Consider the following 24834-nt stretch of genomic DNA (forward strand, 5'->3'; position numbering starts at 1 on the left):
TTGAAGACATTTGACCATTTGACCGTTGTGGGTCTGCGTGAGTGGGTGGCACTTCCCGACTTGGGAGTGGCTGGCCTGCGCGCAAAGATCGACACCGGTGCCAGTACCTCGAGCCTGCACGCCACCGATATCGAGCCATTTGAGCGCGACGGTGAGAAGTGGGTGCGCTTTACCGCGCACCTGGGCAGCGTGGTGCAACTGCGTCACCGCCGCTGCGAGGCGCCGGTGGTGACAATGAAAACCATCAAGAGCTCTAACGGCCATGCGCAGGTGCGCTATGTGATCAGCACCACCCTCGCGCTGGGTGATCGGGTGTGGCGAGTGGAGTTCACTCTCGCCTGTCGCAAGGCCATGCGTTACCGCCTGTTGCTGGGTTCCAAGGCGCTGATTGACGGCCACTTGGTGGTCAGTCCAGGCGTCAAGTACGTTCAAGACAAGCCGGTGTTCCCGGTCTCTACTATTTCTGCCCCAGGTGCTGCATGAAGATTGCTGTGCTGTCGCGAAACCCGCGTCTGTATTCCACCCGCCGCCTGGTTGAGGCCGGCACCGAACGTGGCCACGAAATGGTGGTGATCGACACGTTGCGTGCCTATATGAACATTGCCAGCCACAAGCCGCAGATCCATTACCGGGGCAAACCGCTGGAAGGCTTTGATGCGGTGATCCCGCGCATCGGTGCCTCGGTGACGTTTTATGGCTGCGCGGTGTTGCGCCAGTTTGAAATGATGGGCGTATTCCCCCTCAATGAATCGGTAGCCATTGCCCGCTCGCGCGACAAACTGCGCTCATTGCAATTGCTCTCGCGGCGCGGTATCGGCCTGCCGGTGACCGGCTTTGCCCACTCCCCCGATGACATTCCCGACCTGATCGACATGGTCAACGGCGCGCCGCTGGTGATCAAAGTACTGGAAGGCACCCAAGGCATCGGCGTGGTGCTGTGCGAAACCGCGACTGCTGCCGAATCGGTGATCGAGGCATTCATGGGCCTCAAGCAGAACATCATGGTGCAGGAATACATCAAGGAAGCCGGCGGTGCGGACATCCGCTGCTTCGTGGTGGGTGACAAGGTAATTGCGGCAATGAAACGTCAGGCCAAGCCGGGGGAATTCCGCTCCAACCTGCACCGTGGCGGCAGCGCCAGCCTGATCAAGATCACACCGGAAGAACGCATGACCGCGCTGCGGGCGGCCAAAGTGATGGGGCTGGCGGTAGCGGGCGTGGATATCCTGCGCTCCAACCACGGGCCACTGGTGATGGAAGTGAACTCATCGCCGGGCTTGGAAGGCATTGAAACCACCACCGGCAAGGATGTGGCGGGCATCATCATTCAGCATCTGGAAAAGAATGGTGGGCCAAATATGACGCGCACCAAGGGCAAGGGCTGATACGCGGCAAGCGTTGCCACCCTGCAACACCAATGTGGGAGCGGGCTTGCTCGCGAAGGCGGGGTGTCAGTCGATGTATCTATTGACTGGTCCACCGCATTCGCGGGCAAGCCCGCTCCCACATTTTTGATCTTTGTTGTTTGTTAGACAGCGTCCCTGGGCAGCATCAGCCCCAACGGCAAACGCACCCGTGCTTCCAGGCCACCGTCCGGCCGGTTGCGCAGTTCAACATTGCCGCCATGCATTGAAGCAATCCGCCGCACAATCGCCAGCCCCAAGCCCGTGCCCTTGCCGCCCCGGGCACGGTCACCACGGGTGAACGGGTTGAAGATGCCTTCCAGTTCCGCCGGGTCGATCCCCGTACCGCGGTCCATCACACTCAACACCACATAAGGCGCAGTACTGTCGCCGGACACATACGCCGCCACTTCCACATCGGAACCGGCATGGTGCAAGGCGTTGCCAATGAGGTTGTTGAGCAGGCGTTTCATCGACACCCGCCGCAAGGCAAACGGCTGAATCGGCTCCAGGCGCATGCGCACCTGTTCGCCGTTCTGGTTGTAGGGCGCCACCACCTCGCGCACCAGGTCCGTCAGGTCGACTTCCTCGACCACTTCGTCGCGGCCATCACGGATAAACGCCAGGAACTGATCGAGAATCGCGTCCATGTCTTCGATGTCACGCACCATGTCATCCGTGAGGTCGTTATGGTTGCCCATCAACTCCAGGGACAATCGCAACCGTGTCAACGGTGTGCGCAGGTCGTGGGACACGCCCGCCAGCATCAACTCGCGTTCGCGCCCGGCCTGTTCAACGTCTTCCGCCATCTGGTTGAAGGCGCCATACACTTCGGTCATCTCACTGGGCGTATCGCTGACCGGCAGGCGCACACTGCGCCCCTGCCCCAGTTGGCGCGCGGCAAAGACCAGGCGTTTGAGTGGCTGGTTGAGCTGGCGCACGAAAATCCAGGCGGACGCCGTTGAAAGCAAGCCAATCGCCAGGAACCAGCCCAGCACGTTCCAGATCTTCTGTCCCCGCAACGGGTGCGGGTAAAGCGGCACTTTGATCCACGCGTCGCCCAGGCTCGGCGCCCTCACCCACAGCGCAGGCGAAACATGCATGCGCAATCGCACCTCGGTGTCGTCCCCCAGCTCAGCCTGCATCTGGCGCTGATAAATCTCGCTGTAGGGCCAATGCTGCTCGCCTTCAGGTACACCGGCGCCGTCGACTCTAATCAGCGTCGATGCCTTGGCCACCTTTTCACGGTTTTCGGGATCGACGGCCCAATAGGCACGAAGCGTCAGGGCGACGCCGTGGCTGTACTGCCGATCCACCAGCACGTCTTCGTTCATCAACAGATAAACCAGCGTCAGTGCCTTGGAAAACAGAACGACGATCAGCACCAGCCAAAGGGTGCGTGAAAAGAAACTTTGCGGGAACCACAACGGGGTTTTCATAGGAAACGGCTGGACACCTTGCAGAAACGAGCGGCGCTCGCAGAATTGCAGACGCCGGGCATCCCGTTGACTCTCATGGAGTCAAACGCCGGATGCCCGCGCCTGCAAATCATCGGTCACTTGGTTGCGGTGCCATCCGGCACGAACACATAACCCACACCCCACACCGTCTGGATATAGCGCGGCTTGGACGGGTCCGGCTCGATCATGCGGCGCAGACGGGAAATCTGCACGTCGATGGAGCGCTCCAGAGCATCCCACTCCCGGCCACGGGCCAGGTTCATCAGTTTGTCGCGCGTCAGCGGCTGGCGCGCGTTCATCACCAGGGCCTTTAGTACGGCGAACTCACCGGTAGTCAGCATGTGCACTTCTTCGCCACGCTTGAGCTCACGGGTGGCCAGCGACAGTTCATAGTCGCCAAAGGTGACGCTTTCGTCTTCGCTGCCTGGCGCGCCGGGTACCGGGGCTGCCTGACGGCGCAACACGGCTTTGACCCGGGCCATCAGCTCGTCCGGGTTGAACGGCTTGGCCAGGTAATCATCAGCGCCCAGCTCAAGGCCCTTGATGCGGCTCAGCTCATCGCCCTTGGCGGTAAGCATGATGATGGGAATCTGGTTGTTCGCACCGCGCAGGCGCTTGCAGGCGGTGAGGCCGTCTTCGCCGGGCAGCATCAGGTCGAGTACGACCAGATTGAACACTTCGCGCCCCAGCAGGCGGTCCATCTGCTCGGTGTTCGGCACCGCGCGGGCACGGTAGCCCTTGGAGTTGAAAAAACGCTCCAGCAGGCTGCTCAGCCCCGGATCGTCATCAACGATGAGAATTTTTTCGCCTTCAGCAGTTTGTGCAGTGCTGCTCATTAGATGCTCCTCTTATCTCGGCGCGCATTATGGCGTAGCTGCCGTTATACGCACCGTGTGCATTGTTAGCAGATTTTTCCTCTACCGCCAGCGAACGCGCGCCCTGCAACCTTCGGCGCAATCCCCCCCAGCTGCAGAACGCTGGTTATAATGCGCCGCCTTTGCGCTGAGCAATGTCAGACTTTACTGCTTGCTGCCTCGCTATTTTTTACCGCGACGGGCAGCAATTTTCCGATTTCGAGGGTCAACAGGCTGCCTTTTGACCCAGGTAGCGGCGCCAGTCGGGCCGCTCAACCAGCCTTGCAACGCCTTGTTTTCCGGGCCTGCGAGCTGCTTTCAGAATTTCAGGTGGTTTTATGGACAGCATCAACAGCCGCATCGCCGAGGAACTCGGCGTACGCCCACAACAGGTCGAAGCGGCCGTCGCTCTACTGGATGAAGGCTCCACGGTGCCCTTCATCGCCCGTTACCGTAAAGAAGTGACCGGCAGCCTCGACGACATCCAGCTGCGGCACCTGGAAGAGCGCTTGCGCTACCTGCGAGAACTCGACGAACGGCGCATCAGCATCCTCGCCAGCATCGAGGAACAAGGCAAGCTGACCCCGCAACTGGAACGCGACATCAAACTCGCCGACACCAAGACCCGCCTCGAAGACCTTTACCTGCCGTACAAACAGAAGCGCCGCACCAAGGGCCAGATCGCCCTGGAAGCCGGCCTGGGTGACCTGGCGGACGGCCTGTTCAACGACCCGTCGCTGACCCCGGAAACCGAAGCCGCGCGCTTCATCAACGCCGAAAAAGGCGTCGCCGACGTCAAGGCGGCCCTCGAAGGCGCCAAGTACATCCTCATGGAGCGTTTTGCCGAAGACGCCAACTTGCTGGAAAAACTGCGTAACTACCTGAAACAGGAAGCCACCCTCAGCGCTCGCGTCATCGCCGGCAAAGAAGAGGAAGGCGCCAAGTTCCGCGACTATTTCGAGCACGACGAACCGCTCAAGAGCATGCCGTCGCACCGCGCACTGGCCATTTTCCGCGGCCGCAACGAAGGTATTCTCAGCTCCGCGCTGAAGGTCGGCGACGAGCTGCCGGGCACCATGCACCCGTGCGAAGGCATGATCGGTCAACAATTCGGCATCCAGAATCAGAACCGTCCGGCGGACAAGTGGCTCGGTGAAGTCGTGCGCTGGACCTGGAAGGTCAAGCTTTACACCCACTTGGAAACCGACCTGCTCGGCGAGCTGCGCGACGGCGCCGAAACCGAAGCGATCAATGTTTTCGCCCACAACCTGCACGACCTGCTGCTGGCAGCGCCGGCCGGCCCGCGCGCGACTCTGGGCCTCGATCCGGGCCTGCGCACCGGCTGCAAAGTGGCCGTGGTCGACGCCACAGGCAAGCTGCTGGACCACGCCACCGTGTATCCGCACGTGCCGCACAACAAGTGGGACCAGACCCTCGCTATCCTCGCCGCGCTGTGCGCCAAGCACGCCGTGGACCTGATCGCCATCGGCAACGGCACCGCCAGCCGTGAAACCGACAAGCTGGCCGCCGAGCTGATCAAAAAATACCCAGCCATGAAAATGACCAAAGTCATGGTCTCCGAGGCCGGCGCGTCGGTGTACTCGGCGTCGGAACTGGCCTCCAAGGAATTCCCGGACCTCGACGTATCGATCCGTGGCGCCGTCTCCATTGCTCGCCGCCTGCAAGACCCGCTGGCCGAGCTGGTGAAGATCGACCCTAAATCCATCGGTGTGGGCCAGTACCAGCACGACGTGTCGCAGCTGAAACTGGCACGCGGTCTGGATGCGGTGGTGGAAGACTGCGTGAACAAGGTCGGCGTGGATGTGAACACTGCCTCTGTCGCTCTGCTGGCCCGTATTTCCGGCCTCAACTCCACGCTGGCGCAGAACATCGTCACCCACCGCGACGAAAACGGCGCGTTCAAAACCCGCGCTGCGCTGAAAAAAGTCGCACGCCTGGGCGAAAAAACCTTTGAACAGGCCGCCGGCTTCCTACGCGTAATGAACGGCGACAACCCGCTGGACGCTTCGGCGGTTCACCCGGAAGCCTACCCGCTGGTACAGCGCATTGCTGCCGAGACCGACCGCGACATCCGCTCGCTGATCGGCGACGCCGCGTTCCTCAAGCGCCTGGACCCAAAAAAGTACACCGACGAAACCTTCGGCGTGCCGACCATCACCGACATCTTGCAAGAGCTGGAAAAACCTGGCCGTGACCCGCGTCCCGAGTTCAAGACCGCCGAGTTCCAGGACGGCGTCGAAGACCTCAAGGACTTGCAATTGGGCATGATCCTCGAAGGCGTGGTCACCAACGTGACCAACTTCGGCGCGTTTGTGGACATCGGCGTGCATCAGGACGGTTTGGTGCATATCTCCGCGCTTTCGGAGAAGTTCATCAAAGACCCTCGCGAGGCGGTGAAAGCCGGTGATGTGGTCAAGGTCAAGGTCATGGAAGTCGACATTCCACGCAAACGCGTTGGCTTGTCGATGCGCATGAGCGACACCCCCGGCGAGAAAATCGACGGTGCCCGTGGCGCTCGCCCAGGCTCGGCGCCACGCCAGTCGCAGAACAACGCACCGCGCAAAGAAACCGCCACCGCAGCGCCTAGCAACAACGCGATGGCGTCGCTGTTCGCCAACGCCAAACAGTTGAAGAAACGCTGATGGAAATCCCGGCCGGTTTGACCCAGAGCGCGTTCAGCGAGCTGATCGGCTGTCGCCTGCAACGCCTGGACGAGGGCGTTGCCGAGGTGGCCCTGACCCTGGAGCCGCAGCTGCGCAACCGTGCAGGCAAGCTCCACGGCGGGGCGATTTTCAGCCTGGTGGACATCACCATGGGGCTGGCCTGTTCCAGCTCCCATGGCTTCGACCAGCAGAGCGCGACCATCGAGTGCAAAATCAACTATATCCGTGCCGTGTCCGACGGCGACGTGCTGTGCACCAGCCGTGTTATCCACGCAGGTCGACGCACGTTGGTGGTTGAAGCAGAGGTGTATCAGGACGACAAACTGGTCGCAAAAGCACAAGGCACATTCGCTGTCCTATAGCTCCCCGCCCTCGATTTGAGTTAATTTCGGCGCTGCGACAACAGCGTCGGAATTTTCTTGCTGCGCTATAGCCCAATTCATGGAGTGAAGTAGGCTTTTTCAAAGCGGGTCAAATCGACTCAAAACCAGGCGATAACGCCAGTTTTAACTTCACCCTTGTAGACCGTCCTGCCCACCCCCATATTGGGGCGACTGACGCGTGAAGGAATCCAACTTGAGCGAACTTCTCAACCGCCGCCTGGCCCTGCTCGGCAAGCGCGAACACCTCTCCCTGCTAGAGCAATGCTTGCACGGCATCGAGCGCGAATGCCTACGCGTCACGGGTGAGGGTCGCCTGGCACAAACGCCGCACCCCGAAGCCCTGGGCGCCGCGTTGACCAACGAATTGATCACCACCGACTACTCGGAATCGCTGCTGGAGTTCATTACCCCAGCCCTGCCCAACCCGGCCGATACCCTGAGCAGCCTGGACAAGATCCATCGCTTTGCCTACAGCAAACTCGGTAGCGAGTACCTGTGGAGCCCGTCGATGCCGTGCCCATTGCCGGCCGAGGAAGATATTCCGATTGCCTACTACGGTACCTCCAATATCGGCCAGCTCAAATACGTTTACCGCAAGGGCCTGGCCCTGCGTTACGGCAAGACCATGCAGTGCATCGCCGGCATTCACTACAACTTTTCCCTGCCGGAGCAGTTGTGGCCATTGCTCAAGGAGACTGAAGGTTTCGTCGGCACCGACCGCGACTACCAGTCCACGGCCTACATTGCATTGATCCGTAACTTCCGTCGCTACAGCTGGCTGCTGATGTACCTGTTCGGTGCCTCGCCAGCCCTGGACGCCGGGTTCCTGCGCGGTCGCTCGCACCAGTTGGAAGTGCTGGACGCCGACACGCTGTACCTGCCGTACGCCACCAGCTTGCGCATGAGCGACCTGGGTTACCAGAGCAACGCCCAGGCTGGCCTGACGCCGTGCTACAACGACCTGGCGAGCTACACCGACAGCTTGCGCGAAGCGGTGGCAACGCCCTACGCGCCCTACGTCGAAGTCGGCACCCATAAGGACGGTGAGTGGGTTCAGCTCAACACCAACATCCTGCAGATCGAAAACGAGTACTACTCCAACATTCGCCCCAAGCGCGTGACCTACACCGGCGAGCGCCCCATCCAGGCGCTGGTGGCCCGTGGCATCCAGTACATCGAAGTGCGTTGCCTGGACATCAACCCGTTCCTGCCGATGGGTATCGACCTGCCGGAGTCGCGCTTCCTCGATGCGTTCCTGCTGTATTGCGCACTGAACGACAGCCCGCTGTTCGCCAACAACGAGTGCGGCAATGCCACCTCCAACTTCCTCAGCGTGGTCAAGGAAGGCCGCCGTCCGGGCCTGCAATTGCAGCGTCAGGGCCAGCCTGTGGACATGAAGGAATGGGCCACCGAACTGCTGGAGCAGATTGCGCCGTTGGCGGCGTTGCTGGATCAGAGCCATGGCATTACCGAGCACAGCGAGGCGCTGGACGCTCAGCTGGCGAAGGTCAAGGATCCGTCCCTGACGCCGTCGGCCCAAGTGTTGGCGGCGATGGCCGAGCGCAAGGAAAGCTTTGCGCAATTCTCCCTGCACCAGAGCGAGGTGCACGCCGAGCATTTCCGTAAAGAGCCGCTGCCAGCCGACGAGCAGGCGCGTTTTGAAGAACTGGCGCGCACGTCGCTGGCGCAACAGGCGGAACTGGAGCAGAACGAGGTCGGCGACTTTGATGTGTTCGTCGGGTCGTACCAGGCGAGCATCCTGGCGATCAGTAACTAACTGAAGCCGAACCCGGCTCAACATGTGGGAGGGCTTGCCCCCTCTCACATTTGCCCTCGTCTGATTGAATACCTGCGTTCACTCTTCTTCTAATAAGCTAATTCGAAAAAGTTATTTATTTTCGAGTTCTTAGATCATTTAGTCTCCTCACTCGCCGACCCTCGGCCGCCTGATTGAGGAGCTTCCCCTTGAAACTGCTTACCCCTCTGCGCCTCTTGGCTGCATTTTCCCTGGCCGGTGCCAGCCTGTTTGCCCAGGCGGCAGATGTCACCATCGCTTATCAAACCACCGTGGACCCGGCGAAAGTCGCCCAGGCCGACGGCGCGTACGAAAAAGCCACTAACGCCAAGATTGACTGGCGCAAATTCGACAATGGCGCCGACATCATCGCCGCCATCGCCTCCGGCGACGTGCAGATCGGCTACCTCGGTTCCAGCCCGCTGACCGCTGCCGTCACCCGTAAAGTCCCAGTGGAAACCTTCCTCGTCGCCACCCAGATCGGCGGCGCCGAAGCCCTGGTGGCGCGCAACGGTTCAGGGATCAACAGCCCGCAGGACCTGATCGGCAAAAAGATCGCCGTGCCGTTCGTGTCCACCGGCCACTACAGCCTGTTGGCCGCGCTGAAGCACTGGAACATCGACCCTTCGAAAGTGACCATCCTCAACCTCGCGCCACCGGCCATCATCGCCGCCTGGAAGCGCGGCGACATCGACGCCACCTACGTGTGGGACCCCGCCCTGGGCGTGGCCAAGGAAAACGGCAAGGTGCTGATCACCTCCGGCGAACTGGCCAAGTTCGGCGCGCCGACCTTCGATGCGTGGATCGTGCGCAAAGACTTCGCCGAGAAGCATCCGGAAATCGTCACCGCCTTCGCCAAAGTCACGCTGGACGCCTACGCCGCATACCGCAAAGACCCACAAGCGTGGCTCGCCGACACAGGCAACGTCGACAAGCTGGTCAAGCTTTCCGGCGCCAAGGCCAGTGACATCCCGCTGCTGCTGCAAGGCAACGTCTACCCGCTGGCCGCTGATCAGGTGACCCTGCTGGGCGCCCCGACCACCAAGGCTGTGACCGACACCGCCGCGTTTCTCAAGGAGCAAGGCAAAGTCGACGCCGTGCTGCCGGACTACGCCCCTTACGTCAGCGCCAAGTTCATCACTCACTGATTCAAGGAGTTCATTGCGATGGCCTTGCTACAACTGGAGCGCATCAGCGCACAGTACCCAGGCGCCACAGAACCGGTACTGTCTGATATTTCACTGGACCTTGGGCCCCAGCAATTGCTGGTGGCCCTCGGCCCGTCCGGCAGTGGCAAGACCTCGCTGTTGAACCTGATTGCCGGTTTCGTCGAACCCTCTGCCGGGCGCATCACCCTCGATGGCGTGCCGGTCAAAGGCCCCAGCGCCGAGCGCGGCGTGGTGTTCCAGGACGACGCTCTGTTGCCCTGGCAAGACGTGCTCGCCAACGTCGGCTTCGGCCTGGAGCTGGCTGGCGTGCCCAAGGCACAACGCGAAGTACGCGCCCGGGAAATGCTCGCCCTGGTCGACCTGGCCGGCTTCGACAGTCGTCGTATCTGGCAACTCTCCGGCGGCCAAAAGCAACGCGTGGGCCTGGCCCGCGCGCTGGCGGCCGACCCGCGTGTGCTGCTGATGGACGAACCCTTCGGCGCCCTCGATGCCTTCACCCGCGAACAGATGCAGGAATTGCTCCTGCAAGTCTGGCGGCGCACAGCCAAGCCGGTGTTCCTGATCACCCATGACATCGAAGAGGCGGTGTTCCTCGCCACCGATTTGATCCTGTTGGCGCCCAACCCGGGCCAGATCGTTGAGCGCTTGCACCTGGACTTCGGCCAGCGCTACGCCGCCGGTGAATCGGCACGTGCGATCAAGTCCGACCCGCGCTTTATCGAAACCCGCGAGCACGTGCTGGGCAAAGTGTTCTCGCAACGGCAGGTGTCCGCATGAGCAGTTACGAACTCCCCGCCACCACCGCCAAGCCGGTGGCTCACGCCGTTATTCCGGTGCGTCGCAGCCTGAGCACACGGTGGATCAGCGTGCTCACTTTGTTTGCCTTGTTGGCACTCTGGTGGGCGGTGACTGCCACCGGTTTGATCGAACCGCTGTTCCTGCCGCCACCGTCCGCCGTGCTGCAAAAAGGCTGGCTGCTGGCGACCACTGGCTACATGGATTCCACCTTGTGGCAGCACTTGGGCGCGAGCCTGCAGCGCATCGGCCTGGGTCTGGGTTTTGCGGTGCTGACCGCCGTGCCGGTGGGCATTGCCATCGGTGCCAACCGTATTGCGCGCGGCATTCTCGACCCGCTGATTGAATTTTACCGGCCGATTCCACCGCTGGCTTATCTGCCGCTGATCGTGATCTGGTGCGGCATCGGCGAATTGTCCAAGGTGCTGCTGATTTACCTCGCGATCTTCGCGCCTATCGCCATCGCCACCGCGACCGGCGTGCGCACCGTCGACCCGGCCAAGCTGCGGGCCGCGCAGTCGTTGGGCGCCACCCGTGCCCAATTGATTCGCCACGTGATCCTGCCGAGCGCCCTGCCCGAGATCCTCACCGGTGTGCGCATCGGCCTGGGCGTTGGCTGGTCGACCTTGGTTGCGGCCGAGTTGATCGCCGCCACCAGCGGCCTGGGTTTTATGGTGCAGTCGGCGGCGCAGTTCCTGGTCACCGATGTGGTGGTGCTGGGGATTCTGGTGATCGCCCTGATCGCCTTCGCCATGGAAATGGGCCTGCGTGCCCTGCAGCGTAAATGGGTGCCCTGGCATGGCCAGGCACATTGAGTGAGAAGAGCATGAGCAGCCTGACCGTTACGCCATTAAGCACCGCCCTGGGCGCCCAGATCAGTGGCGTCGATATCACCCAGCCGCTGAACCTGGAACAGCGCGACGCCATCGAGCAGGCGTTGCTCACCCACTCGGTGCTGTTCTTCCGTGGCCAAGCCGTCACCCCACAGCAACAGGCGCGGTTCGCGGCAAATTTTGGCGACCTGCACATTCACCCGATTTACCCCAACGTGCCGGAGCAGCCCGAAGTGCTGATCCTGGATACCGCCGTGACCGACGTGCGTGACAATGCCGTATGGCACACCGACGTGACGTTCCTGCCCACGCCGGCCCTCGGCGCGGTACTCAGCGCCAAGCTGCTGCCGGCGTTTGGTGGCGACACGTTGTGGGCCAGTGGCATTGCGGCGTATGAGGCGCTGTCGGCGCCGCTCAAGCGCTTGCTCGATGGCCTGACCGCCACACACGACTTCACCAAATCCTTCCCGCTGGAGCGTTTTGGCAACACTGCCGAAGACCTGGCGCGCTGGGAAGAAACCCGCAAGAAAAACCCGCCGCTGTCGCACCCGGTAGTGCGCACGCACCCGGTGAGTGGGCGCAAGTCGCTGTTTGTCAGTGATGGGTTTACCACCAAGATCAATGAGCTGGAGCCGGCCGAAAGCGAAGCGATTTTGAAGCTGTTGTTTGCTCATGCGACACGGCCAGAATTCACCATCCGCTGGCGCTGGCAGGAGAATGACGTAGCGTTCTGGGACAACCGCGTGACCCAGCATTACGCGGTCGATGACTACCGGCCACAACGGCGGGTGATGCACCGCGCAACGATTCTGGGCGACGTGCCCTTTTAAGCCAGGCACAACCTTCATCGACTGACCCACCGCCATCGCGGGCAAGCCCGGCTCCCACAGTGATCGAGTCGTGGCGAATAAATTTGCCACGCTGAAGAGCAAAAATGTGGGAGGGGGCTTGTCCCCGATAGCGCTGGGTCAGTCAACTGGTCACCTGGCTGACACCGTCATCGGGGGCAAGCCCCCTCCCACATTGACCCGGTGCTATCAGGTTATTCAGCGGTCGATGACTACCGGCCGCAGCGGCGAGTCGATTCTTGGGGTTTTGCCGTTCTAGCCGCCACACTGCACATCAAATGTGGGAGGGGGCTTGCCCCCGATAGCGCTGGGTCAGTCAACGGGTCACGTGACTGAAACCGCCATCGGGGGCAATCCCCCTCCCACATTGACCCGGTGCTATCAGGTTATTCAGCGGTCGATGGTTTTTCCCACAGGTTGATCCCGCCTTCCTGGGCGAACCGATCGATCTCCGCCAGTTCCTCGGCACTGAAGCTCAAGTTCTGCAGCGCCCCGACGTTTTCAATGATCTGCTCCGGCCGGCTTGCGCCGATCAGCGCACTGGTCACCCGTGGGTCACGCAGGGTCCAGGCCAGCGCCAGTTGCGCCAGGCTCTGGCCGCGACGCTTGGCGATTTCATTCAGCGCGCGCACGTGGGCGATGTTGGCTTCGGACAAGTGCTTGGCCTGCAGCGAACCACCCCCTGGACGATTAACCCGCGCATCCGCCGGCACGCCGTTGAGGTACTTGTCGGTGAGCAAACCCTGGGCCAGCGGCGTGAACGCAATCACCCCGGCACCGAGTTCTTCGGTGGTGTCCAGCAGGTCTTTTTCCACCCAGCGATTGAGCAGGTTGTAGGCCGGTTGGTGGATCAGCAACGGCACTTTCCATTCTTGAAGCAGTGCAGCCATCTCGCGGGTTTTCACGCCGGAATAAGACGAGATACCGATGTACAGCGCCTTGCCCTGTTGCACGGCAGTGGCGAGGGCGCTGGCGGTTTCTTCCAGCGGCGTGTCGGCATCAAAACGGTGGGAGTAAAAAATATCCACGTAGTCGACGCCCAGGCGTTGCAGGCTCTGGTCCAGGCTCGCCAATACGTATTTGCGCGAACCGCCGCCCTGGCCGTAAGGGCCGGGCCACATGTCCCAGCCGGCTTTGCTGGAGATAATCAGCTCGTCGCGATAGTGCTTGAAGTCTTCGCGCAGCAAACGGCCGAAGTTGATCTCGGCGCTGCCGTAGGGCGGGCCGTAGTTGTTGGCCAGGTCGAAGTGGTTGATGCCCAGGTCGAACGCGGTGCGCAGCAACGCGCGCTGGGTGTCGATCGGGGTGCTGTCGCCAAAGTTGTGCCACAGCCCCAGGGACAGTGCAGGCAGCACCAATCCACTGCGGCCTACGCGGCGATAAGGGATAGATTCATAGCGGTTTTCGGCAGCAATGTACGTCATCGAATCCTCTCTGGGCTTAGGGCAAATAAGGCCTGGGAATAAGGTTATTCCCAGGCCTTTTAAGCCGCTGAATCGCTTAACTATGCCCGTCTCTTTTACAGCAATTTCCTACCAAAGTGGAACGACGTAGCTGACATAGAAGCGGTTTTCATCTTGCACAGTGGCACCGGTAATGTCCGGGCTGGCGTGGGCATTTTTCCAGGTTACGCCCAGGCCCTTGAGGGTGCCGGTGGGTACTTGGTAGGCCACCGCGATGTTGCGTTCCCATTCGCTGGTGTCGCCCTGCGCAGTGCGGATGTCATCGCCGTGGGCATAGGCGGCCGAGAATGTCAGGCCGGTGAGGCCCAGCTTGCCGAAGTCATATTTGTACTGCGCCAACCAGGTACGCTCGCCGGCGTGCTGGAATTTGTTCAGCTGCATGTTGGTCAGCGCCGGTGTGTCCGCACCTGAACCTGGGCCCTGGCGTGCGTCACCACTGTTCAGGCCCGAATCCAGGTACGGGAAGTCGCTGTCGCCGCTGTTTTTCTGGATACCGAGGCCCACGGTATGGCCGTCCAGGCTGTAGCTCTCCAGCAAGCTGGCGGTGGTCTGGTTGATGCGGCCTTTGCTGGTGCCGTCACCGTAGAGGCCGGCCCCGGCGAAGTCTTTGTCGCCATCGGCGTTGGCGCCCACACCCAGGCTGCGGAACACGCGCACGTCGGTGTCGAATGCACCCACGGCCACCGCGTCATGACGCTTGGCGCCGAGGAAGAACTGCTGGTAGTAATCCTCAAGGTTGGAATACCACAGGCTGACGGTGGTGTTCTGAATGCCGGTGTAGTCCGCACCGCCGAACAGGAAGCGGTCACTCTCTTTGGTGCCACCGGCGGTGATCATGCCTTGGTCGCCGGTTTCGTTGCGGATCTTGGTTTTGAAGATATCGCCGCCGGTGAAGGTGAAATCGCTAAGGTCCTTGGACACCAACTGCACGCCGGTGTTGGTCTGCTGGTACAGGCGCCCGTCGGTGTTGGCCAGCACCGGGTTGTTGCCGTACAGCGTGCCCACGCGCAGCTCATCCTTGGCAAAGCGCATCTTGAACGTGGGGCTCAGCACGCCAAACTGGTCGGCGGATTTGCCGTCGTCCAACGGGAACATGCTGCCGGGGTAGCGGCCCTGGTGATCCTTGTCATTGAGGTCACCACCGAAATCCAGTTTCAAGCCATAGAAGGCCTGCAGATCAAGGCCAAAACCAACCGGCCCATCGGTGTAGCCCGACTTGAAGTTGAACTCGAAACCCTGGCCCCAATCACGAATGCTGTGGGCCTTGGCGTTGCTGTTCACCACATCACGCCCTTGCTGGTTGAGGTAGCGGTTGAGCAAGGTCACATCGGCGTGGCTGTCGTCGATAAAATCGGCGTGGGCGGACAGCATAAAGCTCGCCATGGCGACACCCACCACGGGGCTTATTAACGTCTTCATTGTTACCGGTCTCCGTCACTGTTCTGAAATGAAAGCGTCAAACGCTTCACACAATTACGCAGTGGCCAGATGACAGTTGCGCGTCAAAGCGCAGCTTCAACGAATGAAATTAAATTTAAGAAAGCCCCGTAGAACGGGGCTTTGCGGGCTTTTTTTGGTGAGAGGGAACTAGCGCACCAAGTGCAGGAACTGCAGGTGCCGCTCGTACTGGTCGAGGATGTCGTTGATGATCTGCTCCTTGGTGTAGCCCACCAGGTCGTAGTCCTGACTGCCCTCGCTCAAGTGCACTTCCGCCCGGTAGTAACGGCGGTTGTTGAGCTGCTTGGAGCCCATGCCGCCGCGCGCAAACGACGGCGTGAAATAGCCACGCATCTGCACTTGATACACGAACGGATGCTCTTCGCCGTGGCCGATTTCCAGGCTGACGCTGTCGTTGGACGGGTCGGGCTGGGTGACGACGCTGAGGCCTTTCTCGACAAACACCGCCGTCACTTCTTCGATCGCCGGGCGCACGGTGGTTTCAAGGAACCGGTACACCTCATCGCGCGACGGAAAATGCACCGCCTGGCTCAGGCGCTGGCGCCAACCGCCGGTGCCCTTGCGTGAGCCCGATACCGGCGCCAGCGAATGCAACTGGGCAATCTGCTTTTGCGATTCGAGGTGGAACGCCTTGTGCAGCCCCCACATCATCAGCAGCAGGATCAGCGAGAACGGCAACGAGGTCAGCACCACCGCCGACTTCAGCGAATCGATGCTGCCGGCAAACAGCAAGGCACTGGTGACCAATGCAGTCATCGCGCCCCAGAACACACGCAGCCATTTAGGCCCGTCTTCATCGGCGTTACCGCCTTTGGACGACAAGGTCGACAGCACCACGGTGCCGGAGTCGGCCGAGGTGACGAAGAACACGAAGCTGATGAACACCGTGACCGCGATGACCGTCTTGCTCCACGGGTAAGTTTCCAGCAGCAAGTAAAGGCTCATCGACGGGTCATCGATGGCCGACTGGCCGAGGGCGGTCAAGCCGTGGTTGAGCACTTGGTCGATGGCGCTGTTGCCGAAGATCGACATCCACGCCAGGGTAAAGCCCAGCGGGATCAGCAGCACGCCGAACACGAACTCACGGATGGTGCGCCCACGGGAAATACGTGCGATGAACAGGCCCACGAACGGCGACCATGCAATCCACCAGGCCCAGTAGAACACCGTCCAACCGCCCAGCCAGTCGCTGGGTTTGTCGTAGGCGTACACATCGAAACTCTTGGTCGGCAAGGCGCCAAGGTAGTCGCCGATGTTCTGGATCAGGGTGTTGAGCAAGTGCTGGGTGGGCCCGGCGAACAACACAAACAGCAGCAGTGCGCAGGCCAGCAGCATGTTGATGTCGGACATCACCCGCACGCCCTTGTCGACACCGGAGACGGCGACGAGGATCGCGGCGCCCATCATCAGCGTGATCAGGCCGACCTGAATCCACTGGGTGTGAGCAATGCCGAACAGGTAATCCAGCCCGGAATTGAGGTGCAACACGCCAAAGCCCATGTCGGCGCCCAGGCCAAACACGGTGGCGATGATGCCGAAGCCATCCACTGCGTAGCCGATGGGGCCGTTGATGCGTTTGCCGATCAGCGGGTACAGCGCCGAGCGCAGCGCCAGCGGCAGGTTATGCCGGTAGGCGAAATACGCCAGGGCCATGCCAACAAACGCGAACACGCCCCAGCCGTGCAGGCCCCAGTGCAGAAACAGGATCTGCATGGCCTGGCGCGCGGCATCGGCGTTCATCGGCGCGCCTTGGGGCGGTTGCACCAGGTGCGTCAGCGGCTCGGACACGCAGAAGAAGAACAGCGTGATGCTGATCCCGGCGGCGAACAGCATGCCGGCCCAGGACAGGTAGCTGAATTCGGGCTCGTCGTGGTCGGCACCGAGTTTTATCTTGCCGTAGCCCGATAGCGCGGTGACCACCACGAAGACCAGATACAGCGTCATCGCGAGCATGTAGTACCAGCCGACCGTGTTGGCCGCCCAGTTTTGCGCAGCCAGCAGCCAGGCACCGGCCTGTTGCGGGATAGCGATGACGGTGATGCCAAATAGCAGGATGAAACTGGCGGCAAAGTAGAAAACGGGCGCATTCATGCGCACCATGCCGCTGGATGGGGTAGACGATGCACTCATGAACGATGCACCCCCAGGGTGTGGGATGTGGCTGTAAATAACGGACTCAGCAAAGGTAAGCCTCCTGTTGTGAGCGGGCAGCGAACCACCGGTTTAACTTGAACGAACATTCAAGTTAAACATGAATAGGCGGTTTGGGACTAATCGCAGGGCTGAGTGGTAGGTCATTCCTACACTAGCTCAGGGATTGGTATGACGGGTGCGCGAGGTAAATCGTTCAGCGATTTCGGGGAGAAACCTTCTCGGATTTGCAATGCGATCCAATGTGGGAGCTGGCTTGCCTGCGATGGCGGTGGGTCAGCAACACGTCTGTCGCCTGATACACCGCTATCGCAGGCAAGCCAGCTCCCACCTTCGACCAGCGCGTGGCTCAAAAACTATTTCTGCGCCCCATCCTCATGCTGCAAATTCGCCTGCGTGATATTCGCCCCCGCCGGCACACTGCGGGTCAGCCACACGTTGCCGCCAATCGTCGAGCCCTTGCCGATGGTGATCCGCCCCAGGATCGTCGCCCCGGCGTAGATCACCACATCATCTTCAACAATCGGATGGCGTGGATGGCCTTTTTGCAACTGCCCGTCCTCATCTGCCGGGAAGCGCTTGGCGCCCAACGTCACTGCCTGATAAATGCGCACCCGCTCGCCGATGATCGCGGTTTCGCCAATCACCACACCCGTCCCATGATCGATAAAGAAACTCGGGCCGATCTGCGCGCCCGGATGAATGTCGATACCCGTGGCCGAGTGCGCGATCTCCGCGCTGATCCGCGCCAGCAGCGGCAGCCCGGCGCGGTACAGATGATGCGCCAGGCGATGGTGAATCACCGCCAGAATCCCCGGATAGCACAACAGCACTTCATCCACACTGCGCGCGGCCGGGTCGCCGTGGTAGGCGGCCAGCACATCGGTGTCCAGCAGGCTGCGCAGCGAAGGCAGGGCCAGGGCAAAATCCTGGATCAGACGGATCGCTAGGGCATCGACCTCGCCGTCATCCTTGCCGCCCTGGCGTGCGGCGTAACGCAGCTCCAGGCGCGCCTGGCCGAGCAGGGCATTCAAGGCGACGTCGAGGGTGTGGCCGACGTAAAAGTCTTCACTTTCTTCACGCAAGTCCACCGGCCCCAGGCGCATCGGGAACAACGCGCCGCACAGCGACTCAAGAATCTGCGCCACGGCCTCGCGCGACGGCAATTCGCGGCCGCCGTGCTCGCCACTCAAGCGGCCATTGCGCGTTCGCCACTGGTCCCGGGCGCTGCGCAGCTGGCTGACGATGGTCTGCAATTGCCAATGGCTGGAACGCTCACTCACGGTATTCACTCCTGACGAATTGCCCATCACTTTACGGTATGCACCCAGACGGCCCTTAAGAACCAATGGTGTGATGCTAAGAACTAACCGACATAAGCGATTGGCGGTTGCCGGTTGAAAAGTGCCTGCCTATAGTCGCCCAATCACTTAGCCACTGTGCGTCGCCATGATCAAACAACAGCTCGACCGTTTTAACCGCCTGGACCTGCTGGGCGGTGCCACTGCCCTGGAAAAACTCGAGCGGCTGTCGACTTGGCTGGGCAGGGACATTTACGTCAAGCGCGATGACACCACGCCACTGGCCATGGGCGGCAACAAGCTGCGCAAACTCGAATACCTGGCAGCCGATGCCCTCGCTCAAGGCGCCGACACCCTGGTGACCGCCGGCGCGATCCAGTCCAACCATGTGCGCCAGACTGCTGCGCTGGCCGCCAAGTTGGGCCTGGGTTGCGTGGCACTGCTGGAGAACCCGACCGGCACCGAAGACCCGAACTACCTGGGCAACGGCAATCGCCTGTTGCTGGAGCTGTTTGACGCCAAAGTAGAACTGGTCGAGAACCTCGACAACGTTGACGACCAACTCAATGCCCTCGCCGATCGCCTGCGCAGCAACGGCAAAAAGCCCTACCTGGTGCCTATCGGCGGTTCGAATGCACTCGGGGCGCTGGGTTACGTGCGCGCCGGGCTGGAGCTAGCCGGGCAGATCGAAGCCAGCGGCATTGAGTTCGCCGCCGTGGTACTCGCCTCCGGCAGTGCGGGCACCCACAGTGGCCTCGCCCTGGCGTTGAGCGAAGTGCTGCCGAATTTGCCGGTGGTGGGCATTACCGTGTCGCGCACCGAGCAAGCTCAGTTCCCGAAAGTGCAGGGCCTGGCCGAACGCACCGCCGAGTTGCTCGGCGTGGACGTCCCCGACGCATTCAAAGTGATCCTGTGGGACGAATATTTCGGCCCGCGCTACGGCGAACCGAACGCCGGCACCCTGGCGGCGGTCAAGTTACTGGCAAGCCAGGAAGGCCTGCTGCTGGACCCGGTGTATACGGGCAAGGCCATGGCCGGCTTGCTCGATGGCATCGGTCGCCAGCGGTTTGAAGAAGGTCCGATTATTTTCCTGCACACCGGCGGAGCGCCGGCGTTGTTTGCGTATGACTCCGTGTTTAACTGAATAAACACGGATCAAAATGTGGGAGCTGGCTTGCCTGCGATAGCGGTCAGTCGGCTACAAAAGTGTTGGCTGATACACCGCTATCGCGGGCAAGCCCGCTCCCACATTGGATTGACCGCATATTCTTAAATCGCATAACAAATTGAATTTATATTATTTTCAAGTCTTAGAAACTGGCTTTATAGTCGCGCCGAAGGCGAAGACGCGCCTCGCGCTTTAAGGCAGGATACGACTACTGCGTCACCTGCTTCGCTCAACATAAAAAACACAGGGGCTGTTCATGACTATTTCTGTATTCCGTCGCACGTTGCTGGTTGGCACATTGGGCTTGGCACTCGGGGCTGGTCTGATGGGCCAAGCCATCGCTGGTGAGCAGCTGGACACCATCAAGAAGGCCGGCGAGATCAAGATCGGCCTGGAAGGCACCTACCCGCCGTTCAGCTTCGTCGATGAAAGCGGCAAGCTCAGCGGTTTCGAAGTCGAGCTGTCCGAAGCGCTGGCCAAAGAGCTGGGCGTCAAGGTCAAGCTGCAAGCCACACCGTGGGACGGCATCCTCGCGGCCCTGGAATCCAAGCGCCTGGACGCCGTGGTCAACCAAGTGACCATCTCCGAAGAGCGCAAGAAGAAGTACGACTTCTCCAAGCCTTACACCGTTTCCGGTATCCAGGCGCTGGTGCTGAAGAAAAACGTCGACGCCATCAAGACCGCCGATGACCTGGCCGGCAAGAAAGTCGGCGTAGGCCTGGGCACCAACTACGAACAATGGCTCAAGGACAACCAACCCAAAGCCATCATCAAGACCTACAACGATGACCCTACCAAGTTCCAGGACCTGCGCATCGGGCGCATCGACGCCATCCTGATCGACCGTCTGGCCGCGCTGGAATACGCCAAGAAAGCCCCGGACACTGCTGCCGCCGGTGATGCTTTCTCCCGCCAGGAAGCCGGCATTGCCCTGCGCAAAGGCGAGCCTGAACTGCTCGACGCCGTGAACAAGGCCCTCGACAAACTGCGTGCCGACGGCACCTTGAAGAAGCTGTCCGAGAAATACTTCAACGCTGACGTCACTCAATAATGGAAGCAGGTTTCCAACTCGCGCTGGACTCCGCGCCCTTTCTGCTCAAGGGCGCGTACTACACGGTGATTCTTAGCCTCGGCGGGATGTTTTTCGGCTTGCTGCTGGGCTTCGGCCTGGCCTTGATGCGTTTGTCGCGCTTCAAGTTGGTCAGTTGGATCGCCCGCGTCTACGTGTCGTTCTTTCGCGGCACGCCCTTGCTGGTGCAGCTGTTCCTGATCTACTACGGCTTACCGCAAGTGGGCATCGAGCTGGACCCGATCCCGGCCGCCATGATTGGCTTTTCGCTGAACATGGCGGCTTATGCCTGTGAAATCCTGCGCGCCGCCATCAGCTCCATCGAGCGCGGCCAATGGGAAGCTGCAGCCAGTATCGGCATGACCCGCGCGCAGACCCTGCGCCGGGCCATCCTGCCGCAGGCCATGCGCACGGCCTTGCCGCCGTTGGGCAACAGCTTTATTTCGCTGGTAAAAGACACGGCGCTGGCCGCGACCATCCAGGTGCCCGAGCTGTTCCGCCAGGCCCAATTGGTGTCTGCGCGCACCTTCGAAATTTTCACCATGTACCTCTCCGCTGCCCTGATCTACTGGATCCTGGCGAGCATCCTGGCGCATTTTCAGAACCGCCTGGAAGACCGGGTCAACCGGCATGACCTGGAGTCTTGAAGCATGATCGTGGTTGAAAAACTGACCAAACAATTCAAGGGTCAGGTGGTACTCAACGGGATCGACCTTGAGGTCAAGGAAGGCGAAGTTGTCGCCATCATTGGTCCCAGTGGTTCCGGCAAGACCACCTTCCTGCGCTGCCTGAATTTCCTCGAAGAACCCACCAGCGGTCGCATCAAGGTGGGTGACATCGAGATCGACAGCAGCAAGCCGCTCAACCAGCAACAAGGCCTGGTGCGGCGCTTGCGCCAGCACGTGGGTTTTGTGTTCCAGAACTTCAACCTGTTCCCGCACCGCACCGCGCTGGAAAACGTCATCGAAGGCCCGATGGTGGTCAAGAAGATGCCTCGCGAAGCAGCCACCGAACTGGGCCGCACGCTGCTGGCCAGGGTCGGTCTGGCGGGCAAGGAAGGGTCTTACCCGCGGCGCTTGTCCGGTGGCCAGCAACAGCGCGTAGCAATCGCCCGTGCATTGGCCATGGAGCCGGAGGTGATTCTGTTTGACGAACCCACCTCGGCACTCGACCCGGAGCTGGTCGGTGAAGTACTGGCGACTATCCGCAGCCTGGCCGAAGAAAACCGCACCATGGTCATCGTCACCCACGAAATGAGCTTCGCCCGGGATGTGGCCAACCGGGTGATCTTCTTCGACAAGGGCGTGATCGTCGAACAGGGCGAGGCCAAGGCGCTGTTTGCCAACCCCAAGGAAGAACGCACCAAGCAGTTCCTGAGCAAGTTTCTGGCCCACTGACACCCCGAAAAACCTAGGTGGGCGCTGGCTTGCGTGCGATGCGGGCACCTCGGTGTGTCAGTCACACCGCAGCGATGCTATCGCAGGCAAGCCAGCGCCCACCAAAGCGCGTTCCTACATAAAATCCTCGCGATAACGAATAAAACGCACCGCCGTACCCACCTTAAAATCCCCCGCCTCGTCAGCTCTTTCTGAATCTGCTCCAACCCGCCGTTTAGCCCTTTGCCGCCATTGACGCCCGCCGGCCAACCCTCTTATCTAGGGCCCAGAGGATTGGATCCTATCCCGGCTATTCACTGAATCGTTCCTTTCGGCACCCGGCGCACACTCGCGCCACGGGCGCCGGAACGATTGCTGCTGGCTGCATCAAGGAGATGACTTATGACGCGCACTGCACCCTCGGCCATGCTTACCGCCCCGACGTTGCCCCAGGCTAATCGATACGGTATCAACGCCCTCGCCGCCGCCCAACTGCAGGTGGATATCGCCCCCTACCCCGGCATGGAGGAAGGCGACCTGATCGAGCTGTTCTGGAACAACTGCTTTGCCGACTCCCGGCGCGTGAGCGCGTGCAAAATCGGCACACCCACCCGCCTGCGCATCCCGCAAAGCTTTGTGCAGGATGGCTCGGCGCAGATTCACTATCAGGTCATGCAGATCGGCCACGGCCCGGCCCGTTCGGCGGTCACGCACGTGCGGGTCAAGACCTGCCCACCCGGCGGCCAGCCGTCGCCCCTGTTCAGTGACGAAAACCAGAACCTTGCCCCCGTCAGCCTGCCCGACATGATCCGCCGCTACGGCATCAACGGTAGCCAGGTGCGACGCGGCATTCCGCTGAGCATCGAGCCGTACGCGCATATGGCCACCGGCGACGCCATCACCCTGCGTTGGGGCGACGTGCGTCTGGACCTGCCGACGATCCAGAGCAAAGACGTCGGTCTGACGGTGCAGGTGTGGGTGCCCTCTGCGGTGATTGTCGAAGCGGGCGACGACTGCCGGCTGGACGTGACGTACTGCATTCTGGACCGCGTCGGCAATAATTCGCGCTGGGCACCCGCGCGCACGTTGAACATCGCCGCCTGCTCGTCGCAGGCGCCGGCCCGCCCGGCCGGGGCCACATCGACCTACCAACCACGTCAGCCCGGTTCTCCCTGCGAACCTGGGTAACAGACCTTCTATGAATATTCCTAAAAGTTAGTTTATTTAAAAATTTAACACGCTTAGGGTATATGCACCGGACCACCGGACATCTCTGATTTTTCTGTTTTTATTTCATTGAATGCGAGGTCGGTATGGTCAGAATTACCCCGGTGCATAACGCCAGGGCATTACGTGCAGCCAAGGAGCGGCGCTGATGTCTAACTTGGCTCTAACACCCCCCCAGAGTGATCTGGACGTAGCCCCACTGCTGTTGCCGGCGGCTGTGCTGCGCGACGACGCGCAAGCGTTGAGCGCAGCCCACGAACTGGCTCAGGCCGCGCGCCTGCAAGCGGCCAAGCGCGACCAGCAGCGCAAGCTGCCCTGGGCGCAGCTTGAGCAGTTCACCCGCAGCGGGCTCGGCAGTATTTCCATTCCCCGTGAATACGGCGGCCCACAGGTATCGTTCGTGACCCTGGCCGAGGTGTTCGCGATCATCAGCGCGGCAGACCCGGCCCTCGGGCAGATCCCGCAGAACCACTTCGGCATCCTGCATCTGCTGCAGGGCGCTGCCACCGAACGCCAGAAAAAACAGCTGTTCCAGAGCGTCCTCGACGGCTGGCGCATCGGTAATGGCGGCCCGGAACGCGGCACCAAAAACACCCTGGAACTCAAAGCGCGGCTCACCGCCCAAGGCGATGGCTACGTGGTCAGCGGCCAGAAGTTCTACTCCACCGGCGCGCTGTTTGCCCATTGGGTGGCGGTGAAGGCGTTGAACGATGACGGCAAACAAGTCATGGCCTTTGTGCGCCGTGGCACGCAAGGGCTGCGCATCGTTGACGATTGGTCGGGCTTCGGCCAACGCACCACCGCCAGCGGCACCGTGCTGCTTGACCGGGTACCGGTGGACGCCGAGCTGGTGATAGAGAACTGGCGCATCGGCGAAAGCCCGAACATCCAGGGCGCCGTCTCGCAATTGATCCAGGCGGCCATCGACGCCGGCATCGCCCGCGGCGCTCTGGATGACACCATCGCCTTCGTGCGTGAACGCTCGCGCCCATGGATCGACGCCAAGGTCGAACGTGCCAGCGATGACCTGTATGTGATCGCCGATATCGGCAAGCTGAACATCGAACTGCATGCCGCCGAGGCACTGCTGCGCAAGGCCGGCAAGGTGCTGGACGAGGTCAGCGCTGCGCCGATCACCGCGCAATCCGCCGCGCGCGCATCGATAGCCGTGGCCGAAGCGAAAGTGCTGACCACCGAAGTCTCGCTGCAGGTCAGCGAAAAGCTCTTCGAACTGGCCGGCAGTCGCGCCACCCTCGCCGAATTCAACCTCGACCGTCATTGGCGCAACGCCCGCGTGCACACCCTGCACGACCCGGTGCGCTGGAAGTATCACGCCATCGGCGCCTATCGCCTGAACGGCACGTTGCCGGCTCGTCATTCCTGGATCTGACCGACCA

21 protein-coding genes are annotated in these 24834 nt (G+C 61.2%); 15 read left to right on the top strand and 6 right to left on the bottom strand.

Going from position 1 to position 24834, the window contains the following annotated elements; genetic code table 11:
- Positions 1-18 precede the first annotated feature (18 nt).
- Complete coding sequence (locus NTD89_RS13240) at positions 19-483, top strand: ATP-dependent zinc protease (protein WP_370004704.1); 465 nt, start codon at positions 19-21, stop codon at positions 481-483.
- Positions 480-1385 carry a 30S ribosomal protein S6--L-glutamate ligase gene (gene rimK, locus NTD89_RS13245; RefSeq protein WP_025855543.1) on the top strand — a complete coding sequence of 302 codons (906 nt, stop codon included), beginning with the start codon at positions 480-482 and terminating at the stop codon, positions 1383-1385. The genes NTD89_RS13240 and rimK overlap by 4 nt, the downstream gene beginning before the upstream one ends.
- Positions 1386-1528: 143 nt before the next feature.
- Here the strand turns inward: rimK and NTD89_RS13250 are convergent, their stop codons facing one another.
- Positions 1529-2842: an ATP-binding protein gene (locus NTD89_RS13250; RefSeq protein WP_145159800.1), complete on the bottom strand. Its 1314-nt coding sequence runs from the start codon at positions 2840-2842 to the stop codon at positions 1529-1531.
- Positions 2843-2958: 116 nt separating this feature from the next.
- Positions 2959-3699 carry a two-component system response regulator OmpR gene (gene ompR, locus NTD89_RS13255; RefSeq protein WP_053255745.1) on the bottom strand — a complete coding sequence of 247 codons (741 nt, stop codon included), beginning with the start codon at positions 3697-3699 and terminating at the stop codon, positions 2959-2961.
- A 356-nt stretch (positions 3700-4055) separates the two neighbouring features.
- Between ompR and NTD89_RS13260 the strand changes: the two genes are divergently transcribed.
- The 7 genes from NTD89_RS13260 to tauD all read left to right on the top strand — a co-directional run bounded on the left by NTD89_RS13260 (position 4056) and on the right by tauD (position 12206).
- Positions 4056-6380, top strand: a complete 2325-nt coding sequence (locus tag NTD89_RS13260; protein WP_119738198.1) for a Tex family protein — start codon at positions 4056-4058, stop codon at positions 6378-6380.
- Positions 6380-6763, top strand: a complete 384-nt coding sequence (locus NTD89_RS13265; RefSeq protein ID WP_145159798.1) for a PaaI family thioesterase — start codon at positions 6380-6382, stop codon at positions 6761-6763. Before NTD89_RS13260 ends, NTD89_RS13265 begins: the two co-directional genes overlap by 1 nt.
- A 214-nt stretch (positions 6764-6977) precedes the next feature.
- Positions 6978-8561, top strand: coding sequence for a glutamate--cysteine ligase (gshA, locus tag NTD89_RS13270; RefSeq protein ID WP_242201407.1), 1584 nt, complete (start codon positions 6978-6980; stop codon positions 8559-8561).
- 188 nt (positions 8562-8749) lie between these two features.
- The gene (gene tauA, locus NTD89_RS13275; RefSeq protein WP_262208130.1) at positions 8750-9727 is read left to right on the top strand and encodes a taurine ABC transporter substrate-binding protein; all 978 of its coding nucleotides are present in this window, start codon (positions 8750-8752) and stop codon (positions 9725-9727) included.
- An 18-nt stretch (positions 9728-9745) separates the two neighbouring features.
- The gene (gene tauB / locus NTD89_RS13280; protein ID WP_064450187.1) at positions 9746-10525 is read left to right on the top strand and encodes a taurine ABC transporter ATP-binding subunit; all 780 of its coding nucleotides are present in this window, start codon (positions 9746-9748) and stop codon (positions 10523-10525) included.
- On the top strand, positions 10522-11358 hold the full coding sequence (gene tauC / locus NTD89_RS13285; RefSeq protein WP_262208132.1) for a taurine ABC transporter permease TauC: 837 nt from the start codon (positions 10522-10524) through the stop codon (positions 11356-11358). The genes tauB and tauC overlap by 4 nt, the downstream gene beginning before the upstream one ends.
- A gap of 11 nt (positions 11359-11369) precedes the next feature.
- A complete protein-coding gene (tauD, locus tag NTD89_RS13290; protein WP_145159788.1) occupies positions 11370-12206 on the top strand; it encodes a taurine dioxygenase in 837 nt (278 codons plus the stop codon).
- 404 nt (positions 12207-12610) lie between these two features.
- Here tauD and mgrA read toward each other — a convergent pair whose 3' ends face one another.
- The 4 genes from mgrA to epsC form a co-directional block, all read right to left on the bottom strand.
- The gene (gene mgrA, locus NTD89_RS13295; RefSeq protein ID WP_145159786.1) at positions 12611-13648 is read right to left on the bottom strand and encodes an L-glyceraldehyde 3-phosphate reductase; all 1038 of its coding nucleotides are present in this window, start codon (positions 13646-13648) and stop codon (positions 12611-12613) included.
- Positions 13649-13756: 108 nt separating this feature from the next.
- On the bottom strand, positions 13757-15106 hold the full coding sequence (locus NTD89_RS13300) for an OprD family porin (protein WP_262208135.1): 1350 nt from the start codon (positions 15104-15106) through the stop codon (positions 13757-13759).
- A gap of 168 nt (positions 15107-15274) precedes the next feature.
- Complete coding sequence (betT, locus tag NTD89_RS13305) at positions 15275-17236, bottom strand: choline transporter BetT (RefSeq protein WP_178119672.1); 1962 nt, start codon at positions 17234-17236, stop codon at positions 15275-15277.
- Positions 17237-17652: 416 nt separating this feature from the next.
- Positions 17653-18579: a serine O-acetyltransferase EpsC gene (gene epsC / locus NTD89_RS13310; protein WP_242201411.1), complete on the bottom strand. Its 927-nt coding sequence runs from the start codon at positions 18577-18579 to the stop codon at positions 17653-17655.
- Between the two features lie 166 nt (positions 18580-18745).
- On the opposite strand from epsC, the gene NTD89_RS13315 reads away from it, so the two are divergent.
- The 6 genes from NTD89_RS13315 (at position 18746) to NTD89_RS13340 (ending at position 24827) form a co-directional block, all read left to right on the top strand.
- Positions 18746-19741: a D-cysteine desulfhydrase gene (locus NTD89_RS13315; RefSeq protein ID WP_262208136.1), complete on the top strand. Its 996-nt coding sequence runs from the start codon at positions 18746-18748 to the stop codon at positions 19739-19741.
- A gap of 280 nt (positions 19742-20021) precedes the next feature.
- Entirely contained in the window at positions 20022-20816 is a 795-nt protein-coding gene (gene tcyJ / locus NTD89_RS13320) for a cystine ABC transporter substrate-binding protein (RefSeq protein WP_145159776.1), read from the top strand.
- On the top strand, positions 20816-21481 hold the full coding sequence (gene tcyL, locus NTD89_RS13325; RefSeq protein WP_106577395.1) for a cystine ABC transporter permease: 666 nt from the start codon (positions 20816-20818) through the stop codon (positions 21479-21481). The genes tcyJ and tcyL overlap by 1 nt, the downstream gene beginning before the upstream one ends.
- 3 nt (positions 21482-21484) lie before the next feature.
- Positions 21485-22231 (top strand): L-cystine ABC transporter ATP-binding protein TcyN, encoded by a 747-nt coding sequence (tcyN, locus tag NTD89_RS13330; protein ID WP_262208138.1) that lies wholly within the window; start codon positions 21485-21487, stop codon positions 22229-22231.
- Between the two features lie 381 nt (positions 22232-22612).
- On the top strand, positions 22613-23398 hold the full coding sequence (locus tag NTD89_RS13335) for a hypothetical protein (protein WP_262208140.1): 786 nt from the start codon (positions 22613-22615) through the stop codon (positions 23396-23398).
- 187 nt (positions 23399-23585) lie between these two features.
- Positions 23586-24827 carry an SfnB family sulfur acquisition oxidoreductase gene (locus NTD89_RS13340; RefSeq protein ID WP_242201416.1) on the top strand — a complete coding sequence of 414 codons (1242 nt, stop codon included), beginning with the start codon at positions 23586-23588 and terminating at the stop codon, positions 24825-24827.
- Positions 24828-24834: the final 7 nt, after the last annotated feature.

The organism is Pseudomonas sp. 14P_5.3_Bac1 (assembly GCF_025466135.1).
Classification (GTDB): Bacteria; Pseudomonadota; Gammaproteobacteria; order Pseudomonadales; family Pseudomonadaceae; genus Aquipseudomonas.

What these genes read in the sequence shown, in the direction of transcription:
- betT (WP_178119672.1), bottom strand. Translation starts at nt 17,236, where the DNA reads ATGAATGCGCCCGTTTTCTACTTTGCCGCCAGTTTCATCCTGCTATTT.
- mgrA (WP_145159786.1), bottom strand. Translation starts at nt 13,648, where the DNA reads ATGACGTACATTGCTGCCGAAAACCGCTATGAATCTATCCCTTATCGC.
- NTD89_RS13260 (WP_119738198.1), top strand. Translation starts at nt 4,056, where the DNA reads ATGGACAGCATCAACAGCCGCATCGCCGAGGAACTCGGCGTACGCCCA.
- NTD89_RS13265 (WP_145159798.1), top strand. Translation starts at nt 6,380, where the DNA reads ATGGAAATCCCGGCCGGTTTGACCCAGAGCGCGTTCAGCGAGCTGATC.
- NTD89_RS13315 (WP_262208136.1), top strand. Translation starts at nt 18,746, where the DNA reads ATGATCAAACAACAGCTCGACCGTTTTAACCGCCTGGACCTGCTGGGC.
- ompR (WP_053255745.1), bottom strand. Translation starts at nt 3,699, where the DNA reads ATGAGCAGCACTGCACAAACTGCTGAAGGCGAAAAAATTCTCATCGTT.
- tcyL (WP_106577395.1), top strand. Translation starts at nt 20,816, where the DNA reads ATGGAAGCAGGTTTCCAACTCGCGCTGGACTCCGCGCCCTTTCTGCTC.
- tauD (WP_145159788.1), top strand. Translation starts at nt 11,370, where the DNA reads ATGAGCAGCCTGACCGTTACGCCATTAAGCACCGCCCTGGGCGCCCAG.
- NTD89_RS13300 (WP_262208135.1), bottom strand. Translation starts at nt 15,106, where the DNA reads ATGAAGACGTTAATAAGCCCCGTGGTGGGTGTCGCCATGGCGAGCTTT.
- rimK (WP_025855543.1), top strand. Translation starts at nt 480, where the DNA reads ATGAAGATTGCTGTGCTGTCGCGAAACCCGCGTCTGTATTCCACCCGC.
- NTD89_RS13340 (WP_242201416.1), top strand. Translation starts at nt 23,586, where the DNA reads ATGTCTAACTTGGCTCTAACACCCCCCCAGAGTGATCTGGACGTAGCC.
- tcyN (WP_262208138.1), top strand. Translation starts at nt 21,485, where the DNA reads ATGATCGTGGTTGAAAAACTGACCAAACAATTCAAGGGTCAGGTGGTA.
- tcyJ (WP_145159776.1), top strand. Translation starts at nt 20,022, where the DNA reads ATGACTATTTCTGTATTCCGTCGCACGTTGCTGGTTGGCACATTGGGC.
- tauC (WP_262208132.1), top strand. Translation starts at nt 10,522, where the DNA reads ATGAGCAGTTACGAACTCCCCGCCACCACCGCCAAGCCGGTGGCTCAC.
- NTD89_RS13335 (WP_262208140.1), top strand. Translation starts at nt 22,613, where the DNA reads ATGACGCGCACTGCACCCTCGGCCATGCTTACCGCCCCGACGTTGCCC.
- NTD89_RS13250 (WP_145159800.1), bottom strand. Translation starts at nt 2,842, where the DNA reads ATGAAAACCCCGTTGTGGTTCCCGCAAAGTTTCTTTTCACGCACCCTT.
- tauB (WP_064450187.1), top strand. Translation starts at nt 9,746, where the DNA reads ATGGCCTTGCTACAACTGGAGCGCATCAGCGCACAGTACCCAGGCGCC.